The 12,753-nt window shown below is 69.8% G+C and carries 10 protein-coding genes; 9 read left to right on the plus strand and 1 reads right to left on the minus strand.

All coding sequences use genetic code 11. The features are described 5' to 3' along the window. The first annotated feature begins 210 nt into the window (after nucleotides 1-210). On the plus strand, nucleotides 211-1,857 hold the full coding sequence (locus ACMCNO_RS12260) for a globin (protein WP_412749530.1): 1,647 nt from the start codon (nucleotides 211-213) through the stop codon (nucleotides 1,855-1,857). On the opposite strand, the gene ACMCNO_RS12265 is transcribed toward ACMCNO_RS12260, so the two are convergent. After that, nucleotides 1,839-3,161 (minus strand): hypothetical protein, encoded by a 1,323-nt coding sequence (locus ACMCNO_RS12265; RefSeq protein WP_412753683.1) that lies wholly within the window; start codon nucleotides 3,159-3,161, stop codon nucleotides 1,839-1,841. The two genes, ACMCNO_RS12260 and ACMCNO_RS12265, sit on opposite strands and share 19 nt — an antisense overlap. An 84-nt stretch (nucleotides 3,162-3,245) precedes the next feature. Here ACMCNO_RS12265 and murD point away from each other — a divergent pair, with 84 nt between their 5' ends. From murD to ACMCNO_RS12305, 8 genes are all read left to right on the plus strand, one after another. Further along, the gene (murD, locus tag ACMCNO_RS12270; RefSeq protein ID WP_412749531.1) at nucleotides 3,246-4,598 is read left to right on the plus strand and encodes a UDP-N-acetylmuramoyl-L-alanine--D-glutamate ligase; all 1,353 of its coding nucleotides are present in this window, start codon (nucleotides 3,246-3,248) and stop codon (nucleotides 4,596-4,598) included. 429 nt (nucleotides 4,599-5,027) lie between these two features. Then, entirely contained in the window at nucleotides 5,028-5,990 is a 963-nt protein-coding gene (locus tag ACMCNO_RS12275) for a MurR/RpiR family transcriptional regulator (protein ID WP_412749532.1), read from the plus strand. A 68-nt stretch (nucleotides 5,991-6,058) separates the two neighbouring features. Further along, nucleotides 6,059-7,369 (plus strand): extracellular solute-binding protein, encoded by a 1,311-nt coding sequence (locus tag ACMCNO_RS12280; RefSeq protein ID WP_412749533.1) that lies wholly within the window; start codon nucleotides 6,059-6,061, stop codon nucleotides 7,367-7,369. Between the two features lie 75 nt (nucleotides 7,370-7,444). Next, nucleotides 7,445-8,425, plus strand: a complete 981-nt coding sequence (locus tag ACMCNO_RS12285; protein ID WP_412749534.1) for a carbohydrate ABC transporter permease — start codon at nucleotides 7,445-7,447, stop codon at nucleotides 8,423-8,425. Continuing rightward, a complete protein-coding gene (locus ACMCNO_RS12290; protein ID WP_412749535.1) occupies nucleotides 8,425-9,327 on the plus strand; it encodes a carbohydrate ABC transporter permease in 903 nt (300 codons plus the stop codon). Before ACMCNO_RS12285 ends, ACMCNO_RS12290 begins: the two co-directional genes overlap by 1 nt. Nucleotides 9,328-9,366: 39 nt before the next feature. Then, entirely contained in the window at nucleotides 9,367-10,797 is a 1,431-nt protein-coding gene (gene ngcE, locus ACMCNO_RS12295; protein ID WP_412749536.1) for an N-acetylglucosamine/diacetylchitobiose ABC transporter substrate-binding protein, read from the plus strand. A 23-nt stretch (nucleotides 10,798-10,820) separates the two neighbouring features. Continuing rightward, nucleotides 10,821-11,720, plus strand: a complete 900-nt coding sequence (locus tag ACMCNO_RS12300) for a carbohydrate ABC transporter permease (protein ID WP_412749537.1) — start codon at nucleotides 10,821-10,823, stop codon at nucleotides 11,718-11,720. 19 nt (nucleotides 11,721-11,739) lie between these two features. Next, nucleotides 11,740-12,663 (plus strand): carbohydrate ABC transporter permease, encoded by a 924-nt coding sequence (locus tag ACMCNO_RS12305; protein WP_412749538.1) that lies wholly within the window; start codon nucleotides 11,740-11,742, stop codon nucleotides 12,661-12,663. Nucleotides 12,664-12,753: the final 90 nt, after the last annotated feature.

Below are 12,753 nucleotides of genomic sequence, written 5' to 3' on the forward strand. Positions count from 1 at the left end.
CCGACCGGCACTGCGAACCCGACCGGCGCCGCCAAGCCGGCTGGCAACGCCGGGCTGGCGTCTGCGGGCGGGGTGTCGGCCGGCTCGGGCACGGCTGCGTTGCCAGCCCCGGCCGGCACGGCCGCGGGCGGGGCTGGTGGCACGAGCGGTGCCGCGGGGGCTTTCGGTGTCATGGGAGCAGCTGGGAACGCTGGGGCCGCCGTAGCACCCATGCACCCGGACTGGTTCATCACGGCCTACCCGCTGGGCGCACCACGAGCGGGCGTGTCCGGGTCGGGTTCGGCGGCGCTGCCCGGGTCGGGTTCGGCGGCGCTGCCCGGGTCGGGTTCGGCGGCGCTGCCCGGGTCGGGTTCGGCGGCGCTGCCCGCCCTGCCCGCCGGGTCGGGTTCAGCCGCGCTGCCCGCGTTGCCTGCGGGGTCGAGTCCGCAGGGGCCCGCAGGTCTGCCCGCCGTGCCGCGGCCGCCCCTGCTCGCTGCTCCGCTGCCGCCGACGGGTGCCCTCCCGGTTGTCCCGGGCAGCGGGGACGTCCGGGGGATGGCCGGCGGCGGCCTGCAACCCATCGGCCGCCCGTTCCCGAGCCCGCCGCCCCCGTCTGCGCCCGAACCGGCCCCGGCCGGCTCGGTCTCGCCCAACCCGGGCGGGGTCTACGCGGAGTCGCAACCACTGCAGCCGGGCTCGGCGCCGATCATCGTGCCGCCGGGCCGGACCGCCGCGGCCTCCCTCGACGGGATGGACCCGGCCGACGAGGCCGCGCTGCGGGAGGTGCAGCGGCTGCTCGGGACCAGCTTGACCGAGGCCGGCGGCGTGCCCGAGGTGGCGGCCCGGCTGCAGGCGGCGCTGCGGCAGGCGACACCGAATCTGCTGGCCACGCTGCCGGGCGGCCCGCTGAGCCAGCGCGAGCAGATCGCCCAGGCGCTGACCTGGCTGGTGGGTCACCTCGACGATCCGCCGGCTCTGGTGGCCGGGTGCACCGAGCTGGGGTCGGCGCTGGCCCAGTGCGGCGTGACGCTGCCCGCGCCGCAGCTCGTCGGGGCGGCGCTGGCCGAGGCGATGCGGGCGGGCCTGGCCGGGGCCTGGCGGCAGGACTTCGACCAGGCATGGCGCGGCACCTGGCAGCACGCCCATGACTGGATCGCGCACGGCATGGCCACCTCCGGGTACGCGCCGATCACCTGGCGCGCCGTGGTGGTGGAGCACGAGCTGCGCCGGCCCGACCTGGCCGTGGTGCGGGTCCGGCCGTACCTGCCGATGCCGTACCGGCCGGGGCAGTTCGCCCGCATCGAGGTGGCCGAGCTGCCGGGGGTGTGGCGGCCGTACTCGCTGTCGGGGGCGCCGCGCCGGGACACCATCGTGGAGCTGCACGTACGGGCGAAGACCCACGCCGGGGTCAGCGGGACCCTGGTGCACCGGACCAGCCCCGGTGACCACATCCGGCTGGCCGCCGCGGAGGGTGCGATGGGCGTGCCCACGGACAACCGCAGCGACCTGCTGCTGGTGGCCGGTGACACCGGGGTCGCGCCGCTCAAGGCGCTGCTGATCGAGCTGGCGGCGACGAACGACCCCCGGTCGGCGGTGCTGTTCTGGGGCGCCCGCACGCTAGCCGAGTTGTACGACATCGACGAGATCACCGAGATCGCCCACTCCTGCCGCCGGGCCACCGTGGTCCCGGTCATCTCGGAGGGCGACCCAGGCCCGTACGCATCCGGCCTGGTCACGGACGCGATCGCGGCGTACGGCGAGTGGTCGGCGCACGAGGTCTTCCTGGCCGGGCCGCCGATCATGCTCGAGGCCACCAGCGCCGCCCTGCGCCAGCTAGGGGTGGCGCCGGAGCGGATCCATCACGACGCGGCGGAGTAGGCGTCCGCCAGCGCCTTCGCGTACGCGGGCGGCACGTACGTCGGCCCGCCCGGGGTCAGCACCTCCTGGCGGGAGGCGTCCGTCCACGCCGCGTCCGGTACGGCAGCCCGCAGCGCGGTGACCACGGGCGCGTCGCGCCAGCGCGGGTCCTCGGCCAGCATGCCGAGCGCCACCAGGGACTCCTCCACCTCGCCCACGCACTCGAACGGCTTGTGCGAGTCGATGCCGAGCAGTTCGCCGAACCCGGGCACCTGGGCCGGGTCGGCCAGCAGGTCGTGGCCGAAGATCTCGGCGATCCGGTCCGGGCTCATCGCGGGCGCCATGGCCAGGTAGACGAACCGGCATTTGGGGCAGTCGCCGCACCAGCGGGCCGTCCGGTCGTGCAGCTTGAACGCCTTGTTGCAGCTGGTCACGACCGCGTCGTAGCGGGTGTGCCGGGCGAACAGCTGGGCGATGTGCAGCTCCGACAGCGAGCGCAGCAGCGAGAAGTACGGCTCGGTCAGCCCGGCGTGGGCGGTCACCGCGGCCCGCAGCAGCCCTTCGGCCTCGACGCCCTTGGACCACTGGTGGTTGACCTCGTGGCCGTTCCAGACCAGGTTCGGGTCGGAGGCGGAGCGCTCGTTGGACATCACGACCGGGCCGAGGCCGTGCAGTGCGGCGGTGGCGATCGCGATCAGCGAGTTGATAGCGGTGACCGGGATGTGGCCGTTGAGTGCGCCGGCCGCGTTGAGCTCGAACAGGCGCGGGTCGAGGCGGCGCCGGGCGGCCAGCGCGGGCAGCCCGGACGCGGCGTTCACGTCGACGATCACCGGGTTGGGGTTGACTGAGAAGGGCACCGGGTCGAGCCCGGCCGCGCGCAGGATCTCCAGCGTGACGATGGAGTCCTTGCCGCCGCCGACCGCCGACAACGGGCGGCCCTCGGCGTTGTCCACGGGCGCTGCGGGCTGCGCCGTGCCGGGCACCTCGACCGTCAGGTCGAGCACGTGCGGCAGGTCGTTGCGGTACGCGTACTCGGCGAGGCCGTGGGTGTAGACGGCCGTGAACAGCGCCGCGGCCTCGGCCGGAACGGGCGCCGGCGCCACCACCCGGGGCGGCGCGCCGACCTTGTAGTAGCTCACCCCGGCCACCACGTGCAGCAGGTCGAGCACCCGGCGCACCGTGGCCAGGGTCGCCGCCGAGGGCGGCGCGGCCGGTACGGGCAGCTCGATCGTCTCGGTGAAGCGCAGCGGGGACGGCCCGTCGAGCAGGTAGTCGAACGTGGCGACGCCGGTGCCGGGGTCGAAGGCGTACGAGGGGAATCGCATGACCTCGAATTGCGTGCGCACCCAGAAGCTCCCGTCGTCGTCCCGGCGAGCCATACTAGTGCGACTCGACCAAGGGAGACGACGTTGCGCCTGGCAGACCTCACCGGCCGTTCCGTCGCGGTCTGGGGCACCGGCCGGGAGGGCCGGGCGGCCGTCCGGGCGATCGCGGGGCACCGGCCGGCGCGGCTGATCGCCGTCGACGACAGCGCGGACTACCTGTCCGTGCCGTGGGAGGGTGAGCTGGCCACCCTGGCTCCGCTGGCCGGCGGCGACCATGCGTTCGCCGCCCTGGTCGCGGCGGATGTCGTGGTCCGTTCGCCGGGGGTGCCCTCGACCCACCCGTGGATGGCCGAGCTGCGCTCGCGGGGCATCACGGTCACCGGCGGCAGTGCGCTGTGGCTGGCCGACCACGCGGCCCGTACGGTCGGGGTGACCGGCAGCAAGGGTAAGAGCACCACCGCCAGCCTGATCAGTCACCTGCTGGCCGCCGCGGGCCGGCCCAACGTGTTCGGCGGCAACATTGGGGTGCCGCTGCTCGACCTGCCCGACGCCGAGCTGTACGTGCTGGAGCTGTCCAGCTACCAGTGCGCGGACCTGACCGACTCGCCGCGGGTGGCCGTGGTGACCGCGCTGTTCCCGGAGCACCTGGACGCGCACGGCGGCGAGCGTGAGTACTACCGCGACAAGCTCAATCTGCTCCGGCACGGCCCCCAGCTGATCGTGGTCAACGGTGCCGACGAGCGCCTGGCCGGTGAGGTGCGCGGCATCTCGGACCTCAACGGCTGGCCGCCGGTCGAGGCCGCCGGGCCGGACTCGCGCTTCCGGATCGGCCCGGACGACTACGTGTACGCGAGCGACACCCGGCTGTTCGCGCGGTCGGCGCTGCGGCTACGGGGCGCTCACAACGGGCGCAATCTGTGCGTGGCGCTGGCCGTGCTGGACGGCATGGGCGTGGACGTGGTGGATCAGCGGGGGGTGCTGGAGAAGGCGGTGACGGCGTTCGAGGGGCTGCCGCACCGGCTGGCGGAGATCGACGACCCGTCGGGCCTGACGTTCGTCGACGACACGTTGTCGACCAGTCCGTACTCGGCGATGCATGCGATCGACGCGTACGAGGGGCGGCCGTTGACCGTGCTGGTGGGTGGCACCGACCGGGGTCTGGATTACGGGCCGCTGCGGGAGCATCTGCGGGGCCGCGACATCACCGTGATCGGGCTGCCGGACAGTGGCCCGCGGATCCTCTCGGCGCTGGCGGGGCTGCCCGGGGTGCGTACCCAGAACGCCGAGGATCTGCCTGCGGCGGTGCGGCTGGCGCGGGAGATTACCCCGGCCGGGGGAGTGGTGCTGCTGTCCCCGGCGGCGCCGAGTTACGGCCGGTTCCGCAACTTCGAGCACCGTTCCGAGGTCTTCGCGGAGGCCATTCGCGCCACCGCTTGACGGCCCTCGCCCGCGTCGCGCCCGCCGATGATCGGCGGGCGTTTTTTTGCCCATGATTGTCGGGACGGGCAATTTTTTCGTCATGCGTGGAGGGATCGCCGAGGGTTTCCGGGAGGCGTCGGTGGTGAGAAGCGGGCCTCTGACTGCCGTGAAAATCAGCCGAACAGCCGACAGGGCAACGTCGTTCGGGGGTCCACAGAGGGGCGTTCGGCCGACGGATAAATACGGGCAAAGGCCACTATGTGATGGCCGCCACGCCGTTTCGTCCAAATCGGGATCGACGCGCGTCAACCGGTGTCGCCGCGGCAGGAATTCACGAGCTCCGTTCTCGTAACGGTTTGAAAACTTGGCCCATGGTCTTGACAGGAGGGGGTCCGCAGTAAGAACTTTTACCGCGACAGTTAACACTCCTTGCTGAGAGGGCGGCCCATGGTGGAGCCAGAGGTGGACGGCACGTCGTCGACCGCGGTCGTCGTTTCACCCGAGCGCGACGCGAAGCCGGCGGTCGATGCTTCCAGCGGCGCGCTGGTCCGGGTCCGCTCGATGCTGCCGGAATTCACCGGCGCCCTGCAGCGGGTCGCGGAGCAGGTCCTCGCGGACCCGGCCGCCGCCTCCCGCGCGACCATCGTCGAGCTGGCCGAACGCAGCGGCACCTCCCCGGCCACGATCACCCGCTTCTGCCGGGCCCTGGGCTTCGAAGGCTACGCCGACCTGCGCCTGGGCATCGCCGCCGAGACCGGCCGGGCCCGCTCCGCCGGCTGGACGGTCGACATCGGCCGCGAGATCCAGCCCGGCGACCCGCTGGAGCGCGTCCTGCAGCACATCATGGCCGCGGACACCCAGGCCATGCACGACACCGCCACGCTGCTCGACCTCGCCGAGGTGGAGCGTGCCGCGGGCGCCATCGCCGCCGCGGGCCGGGTCAACATCTTCGGCGCCAGCGGCAGCGCCCTGGTCGGCGAGGAGATGCAGTTCAGCCTGCACCGCATCGGCGTACCCGTGTGGGCCTGGACCGATGTGCACAACGGCCTGGCCAGCGCGGCGCTGTCGCGACCGGGCGACGTCGCGCTCGGCATCTCGCACAGCGGCGAGACGGGCGAGACCATCGAGCTGCTGGCCGAGGCGGGCAGCCGGGGCGCCACCACGATCGCGCTGACCAGCTTCCCGCGCTCGCCGCTGGCCGAACTGGCCGACATCGTGCTGGTCACCGCCACCCAGGCGACCACGTTCCGGCCGGACGCGCTGTCCGCGCGCCACCCCCAACTGGTCGTCCTCGATCTGCTCTACGTCGCGGTCGCGCAGCGAACCCACGAACGTTCGCATGCCGCGTTCCAGCGCACCGCCCAGGCCGTCCACGGTCACAAGGCCGCCAAGGACGGGCATTCGCCATGAACGAAAACCACCCCACATAGCACCGCCCACCCCACCTCAGACCACAGCCATCCCTCAAGGAGGACAGCGTGAAGCGCACCATCGCGGTCACCGCAGCGCTTGCCGCGACACTGCTCGGCGCCGCCGCCTGCGGCGGCTCGAGCGACAAGGACGAGGTCACCACCGCCGCGTCAGGCCCGGTCAACGGCGCGGGCAAGACCGTCAAGGTCTGGCTCATGGTCGACGCCGAGTCCGCCTGGAAGAACGTCGTCGAGGACGCCAACAAGCGGTTCACCGCCGCGACCGGCGCCCAGGTCAACGTCGAGTACCAGCAGTGGGCCAACCACCTGACCAAGCTCGACGCGACGCTGGCCGGCACCGACGTGCCCGACGTCGTGGAGCTGGGCAACACCGAGTTCTCCAAGTACGTCTTCAACGGCGGCTTCACCGCCCTGAACAAGTCGGACTTCGAGAACTCCGGCACCTGGCTGTCCGGCCTGGCCGGCGCGTGTGAGCTGGACGGCAAGACGTACTGCGTGCCGTACTACGCGGGCGCCCGGGTGCTCATCTACCGCACCGACCTGTTCAAGAAGGCCGGCATCGCCCAGCCCCCGGCCACGTACGCGGAGCTGCTGGCGGACGCGGACAAGCTGGCCGCGGCCAACAAGTCCGACGCGAAGTTCGGCGCGTTCTACATGCCGACCTACTGGTACGCCGCGATGAGCTTCGTCAAGGCGACCGGCGGCGAGATCGCGGTGAAGAACGGCGACAAGTGGCAGGGCCAGCTCTCCCAACCCGCCGCCGTGCAGGGCCTGCAGCGCTGGGCCGACCTGGTGAAGAAGTACTCGCAGGCCGACCCGGCCAAGGACGAGAACGACCAGGCCGCGCTGTTCGCCCAGGGCCACGCCGCGATGTTCATGGGCAACACCTGGGAGAAGGGCGCCGCGGAGCAGGTCAAGAAGGACCCCAACGACCCGAACTCCGCGATGGTCAACACGAAGGTGTTCGGCAAGCTGGCCACCGCGCCGATGCCGGAGACCCCGTCGTTCCTCGGCGGCTCCAACCTCGGCGTCACCGAGAAGAGCCAGAACAAGCAGCTGGCCGCCCAGTGGATCAAGTACTTCACGGACGCCCAGTCGATGCAGGGCCTGATCGCGAAGGGCGTGCTGCCCAACTCGACCGCGCTGCTCGACAAGGCCGCCGCCCAGCCGGGCAGCGAGGCCGCCGCGGCCGCCGCGAAGAACAGCTGGTTCACCCCGAACGCCGAGAAGTGGGCCGATGTCGAGAAGGCCACGGTGCTCCAGCAGATGCTGCGCGACATCACCACCGGCAAGAAGTCCGTCCAGGACGCGACCGCCTGGGCTGACCAGCAGATCAACAGCATTCTCAACGAAGGCTGACACCGGGTGCCGCCTGCCCGGGGGGACCGGGCGGGCGGCACCACCCGAACGACACGAGCGGAGAGGAGCAGCACGATGCACGCCGTCGATTCACCGACGTCCGACCCGATGATGACGTCGTCCGACGTCGTCCCGCCGCCCGCGCCGGGCCGGACCCGCCGCCGCTCGGCGGACGCTCGTACCCCGTGGTTGTTGGCACTGCCCACCCTGCTGGTGCTGCTCGGCCTGCTCGGCTACCCGCTGTACCGCATGATCGTGCTGTCGTTCCAGAACATGCGGCTGCGCGAGCTGATCACCGGCCGGACCCCGCCGTGGGTCGGCGTGGACCAGTACACCAAGGTGCTCACCGACCCGGTGTTCTGGACCGTGGTCCGCCGTACGGTGATCTTCACGGCGGTGTCGGTCGTCATCTCGGTCGTGCTCGGTCTCGCCGTCGCGCTGCTGATGCGCCGGGTGCACCGCCGGGTCCGGCTGATCATGATCGTCGCGATGATGTTCGTGTGGGCGATGCCCCAGCTGGTCGCCGCGCAGATCTTCAAGTGGATGACCGATGCCGACTTCGGGGTGCTGAACTACCTCATCGACAAGCTGCCCGGAGTGGATTTCCGGAACCACAGCTGGTTCCTGTCGCCGACGCAGGGCTGGATCGTCATCACCACCCTGGTGGTCTGGGCGGGCGTCCCGTTCCTCGCGATCACCCTGAACGCGGGCCTGACCCAGGTGCCCAAGGAGCTGCTGGAAGCGGCCACGGTGGACGGTGCGAGCGCGTGGCAGGCACTGCGCGGCATCACCCTGCCGATCCTGCGGCCGTTGCTCATCATCGTCACCACGCTCTCGGTGATCTGGAACTTCGGCCTGTTCACCCAGCCGTGGGTGTTGCGTGACAGCAAGGTCGAGGCGGAATACCAGACCCTGGCCACGTACGCCTTCACCCAGGCGTTCGGCCGCTCCAACTACAGCCTCGGCTCGGCGATCTCCGTGATCACGGTCCTGCTGATGCTCGGCGTCATGGCGTTCTACATCCGGCAGATGTTCAAGATCGGAGAGGTGGACTGATGGTCGCGACCGCTCCCAGCGCCCGCGCGGTACGCAGGCGCCGCGCCGCCGCCGACGACGATGCGGTGCTGACCGTCGGCCGCAGCCGCACCGGCACGCTCCTCGCGAACCTCGCCGGCATCCTCTTCTCGATCGTGATGATCTTCCCCGTGTACTGGGTGATCAACACGGCGTTCAAGCCCGGCCCCGAGGTACTGCAGCTCACGCCGTCCTTTGTGCCCGAACATCCGACGCTGGACAACTTCGTCTCCGCGTTCAAGGCCCCGCTGTTCCTGCAGGACCTGCTGAACGGGCTCATCGTCACGGTCATCGCGGTGATCGGGGCGCTGGTCGTCGGGTTCCTGGCGGCGCTGGCGATCGCCAGGTTCAAGTTCCACGGCCGCCGCGGGATCATCCTCGTGGTGCTGGCGGTGCAGCTCGTACCGTTCCTGGCGCTGCTGATCCCGCTGTTCCTGATGCTGCAGAAGGCGAGCTTGACCAACAGTCTGATCGGTGTGAGCATCACCTACCTGGTGCTGATCCTGCCGTATACGGTGTGGACTCTGCGCGGCTTCATCGCCGCCATTCCCAAGGAGCTGGACGAGGCCGCGCTCATCGACGGGTGCAGCCGGTTCCAGACGTTCTGGCGCATCATCCTGCCGCTGACCGGTCCCGGTCTCGTGGCGACCTCGGTCTACGGCTTCATTCAGGCGTGGAACGAGTTCATCATCATCAACACCCTGAACAGTCCGGAGAAGCAGAACCTGATGGCCTGGTTGCTGCAGAACCAGACGAACCGCGGTACCGCCTGGGGCCCCCTCATGGCCGGTGCGATCATCACCTCCCTTCCGGTGGTGGTCTTTTTCCTCATCATCCAGCGCAACATCGCCGCCGGTCTCACCGCCGGCGCCGTCAAGGGCTGACCAGCCAGAGCACCATCAGCAATTCTCGAGGAGAAGCCGATGACCGAGATAACTCCTGCCACCCCCGGGGTCGACCGCCGTACGCTGCTGCAACGCGCCGCCGTCGCCGGACTGATGGCCGCACCCGCGGTCGGCATGCTCAGCGCCTGCGTCGGAGGTGCCGACGACACGCAGAAGCAGGCCGAGGGCACCAAGAGCGCGGACAACCCGCTGGGCCTGGACCCCAAGGCGCCGGTGGAGATCGTGATCTTCGACGGTGGCCTGGGCACCAAGTACGCCACCGATGTGGACACCCCGCTCTACAACAAGAAGTGGCCGGACTCGAAGGTCACGTACTCCGCCACCCAGGAGATCTCGACCGTCGTCCAGCCGCGGATCAACGCGGGCGACGCGCCCGACATGATCAACAACTCCGGCGCGAAGCTGATGGACATGGGCGCGCTCGTGTCGGCCGGCCAGGCGCAGGACCTCACCGAGCTGTTCGCCGCGCCGTCGCTGGACATCGCGGGCAAGACGGTCAAGGACACCCTGGTGCCGGGCACCATCGAGCAGGGCACGTTCGACGGCAAGCCGTTCGCGCTGAACTACGCGTACACCGTCTTCGGGCTGTGGCACAACGCGAAGCTGTTCCAGAAGAACGGCTGGACCGTGCCGAAGACCTGGGCCGAGTTCACCGCGCTCTGCGACAAGATCAAGGCCGCGGGCATCACGCCGTACGGCTACGCGGGCGCCAACGCGTCGTACTACCAGTACCTGGTGATCCTCACCAGCGCCGCGAAGATCGGCGGCCCGGACGTCCTGAAGAACATCGACAACCTGGTGGACGGCGCCTGGACGGCCGAGCCGGTCAAGAAGGCCGCCGCGGCGTGGGCCGAGATCGGCGCCAAGTACTCCAACAAGTCCTTCCTCGGCCTGAAGCACACCGAGGTCCAGCTGCAGCAGGATCAGGACAAGGTGGCCTTCTACCCCTCCGGCTCCTGGCTGGAGAACGAGCAGGCCGCCGACACCCCGGCCGGCTTCGAGTACGCCGTCTGCCCGGTGCCGAGCGTCACCTCCTCCGACAAGCTGCCGCAGACCGCGATCTACGCCTCCGCGGGCGAGATCTACTTCGTCTCGTCCAAGGGCAAGAACCCGCGCGGCGGCATGGAGTACCTGCGCACCATGCTCAGCAAGGAGGCCGCGATCGGCTTCACCAAGCTGACCAAGACGCTGACCGTGGTCCAGGGCGCCACCGACGGCCTGACCATCTCGCCCGGCCTGACCAGCGGCAACGACATGCTCAAGGCGGCCGGCAGCGACGTCTTCAGCTACCGCTTCGACACCTGGTACAAGAAGCTCGACGACGAGGCGCGCGCCGCGACCAACGAGCTGATGTTCCAGGGCGGCACCGCCGACAAGTTCTGCCAGCGGATGCAGAAGGTCGCCGACGCCGTGAAGGCGGACTCGTCCATCAAGAAGTTCCAGCGCTGATCGGCTAACGGACGGAGAGCGCCATGCGGCACGGCAAGTACCCCTTCATCATCGGCTTCCTTGCCGTGCCCGTGGCGCTCTACGTCACTTTCGTGGTCGCGGCTTACCTCCAGACCTTCCAGCTGTCGATGACCAGCTGGTCCGGTCTGGGCCCGATCAAGTACATCGGCCTGGACAACTTCACGAAGCTGTGGCACGACAACCTGTTCTGGAGTTCGCTGCGGCACAACCTCGTGCTGCTGATCTTCCTGCCCCTCATCACCATCCTCATCGCGCTGGTCTTCGCGTTCCTGCTCAACGTGGGCGGCGGTGCCCGCGGCGGGGTCCAGCGCGGCGTGTGGGGCTCGAAGGTCTACCGGGTCATCTTCTTCTTCCCGCAACTGCTGGCCCTCGCGATCGTCGCGGTGATCTTCGGCCGGGTGTTCTCGTCGGACGAGAGCGGCCTGCTCAACGGCCTGCTGCCGGGTGAGCCGGTGCTCTGGCTGGCGGACAAGCGGTTCGCCCTGGCCTGCATCCTCGCGGTCCTGGTCTGGCAGGCGGTCGGCTTCTATGTGGTGCTGTTCTCGGCGGGCATGGGCTCCATCCCCAACGAGATCTACGAGGCCGCCGCGCTGGACGGCGCCACCCGGGTCACGCTGTTCTTCCGGGTCACCGTCCCGCTGCTGTGGAGCACCATCCAGGTTGCCTGGGTCTACCTGGGCATCGCGGCCTTCGACGCGTTCGCGCTGGTCAACATCATGTCCGTGGACCGGGGCGGGCCGGACGGCGCCACCTCGGTGATCAGCTTGATGATCTACCGCAACGCGTTCGACTACTCGCAGGCCGGATACGCCTCCGCCCTCGGCGTGGTGCTGTTCTTCCTGACCTTGACCTTCGCCGCGCTGACCCTGCGGGTCACCCGCCGCGACGCCGTGGAAATGTGAGAGAGACGGGAGCGCGGCGATGACCAACGCCACCAGCACCAAACCCCCGGCGACCCAGCACCGGGCGGCCTCCGCGGGCCCCGGCAAGGCGCCGAGCGCCAAGCGGGAGATCCGCGCGCTCAGCGGCCTCGCCCACATCTCGCTCGTCGTGTGGGCACTGGCCACCGCGGGACCGCTGATCTGGGTGGTCCTGGCGTCCTTCAAGAGCAACACCGAGATCTTCCTGGGCCGGCCGTTCGCGCTGCCGCAGCACTTCTCGTTCGCCACCTACGTGAACGCGTGGGACGAGGCGCACGTCGGCCGGTACTTCCTCAACAGTGTCTTCGTGGTGCTGGTGAGCACCGCGGGCACGATGCTGTTCGGCTCGATGGCCGCGTACGTGCTGGCCCGGTACCGGTTCTTCGGCAACCGGTTCATCTACTACATGTTCGTCTCGGGACTCGCGTTCCCGACGTTCATGGCCCTGGTGCCGCTGTTCTTCATCCTCAAGGGCTTCGGCCTGATCAACACGTTCACCGGCCTGATCCTGGTGTACATCGCGTACTCGCTGCCGTTCACGGTGTTCTTCCTGGCCGCGTTCTTCAAGACGCTGCCGAACGAGATCGCCGAGGCGGCCACGATGGACGGCGCGTCGCACACCCGGCAGTTCTTCCAGATCATGCTGCCGATGGCCCGGTCCGGACTGGTCAGCATCACGATCTTCAACATCGTCGGGCAGTGGAACCAGTACCTGCTGCCGGTGGCGATCATGCAGGGCCAGGGGGCGGACTCCAAGTGGGTGCTCACCCAGGGCATCGCGAACATCAGCGTCTCCGCCGGTTACCACGCCGAGTGGTCGACGCTGTTCGCGGCGCTCACCCTGGCGATCCTGCCGATGATCATCATGTACGCGATCTTCCAGCGCCAGATCCAGTCCGGCCTGACCGCGGGCGCGGTGAAGTAGGGCCGCGGACTCCCAAATGTCGGACAACTCAGCCGGCAGGCTTGTCTCGAGAGCGTCTTGGTGATATATGCCTCCCGCCTCTCAAGAGGG

Source organism: Krasilnikovia sp. M28-CT-15, from assembly GCF_047159595.1.
Taxonomy (GTDB): Bacteria; Actinomycetota; Actinomycetes; order Mycobacteriales; family Micromonosporaceae; genus Actinoplanes.

Coding starts and splice junctions, on each gene's coding strand:
- ACMCNO_RS12260 (WP_412749530.1), top strand. CDS start 211: ATGCACCCGGACTGGTTCATCACGGCCTACCCGCTGGGCGCACCACGA.
- ACMCNO_RS12265 (WP_412753683.1), bottom strand. CDS start 3,161: ATGCGATTCCCCTCGTACGCCTTCGACCCCGGCACCGGCGTCGCCACG.
- ACMCNO_RS12275 (WP_412749532.1), top strand. CDS start 5,028: ATGGTGGAGCCAGAGGTGGACGGCACGTCGTCGACCGCGGTCGTCGTT.
- ACMCNO_RS12285 (WP_412749534.1), top strand. CDS start 7,445: ATGCACGCCGTCGATTCACCGACGTCCGACCCGATGATGACGTCGTCC.
- ACMCNO_RS12290 (WP_412749535.1), top strand. CDS start 8,425: ATGGTCGCGACCGCTCCCAGCGCCCGCGCGGTACGCAGGCGCCGCGCC.
- ngcE (WP_412749536.1), top strand. CDS start 9,367: ATGACCGAGATAACTCCTGCCACCCCCGGGGTCGACCGCCGTACGCTG.
- ACMCNO_RS12300 (WP_412749537.1), top strand. CDS start 10,821: ATGCGGCACGGCAAGTACCCCTTCATCATCGGCTTCCTTGCCGTGCCC.
- ACMCNO_RS12305 (WP_412749538.1), top strand. CDS start 11,740: ATGACCAACGCCACCAGCACCAAACCCCCGGCGACCCAGCACCGGGCG.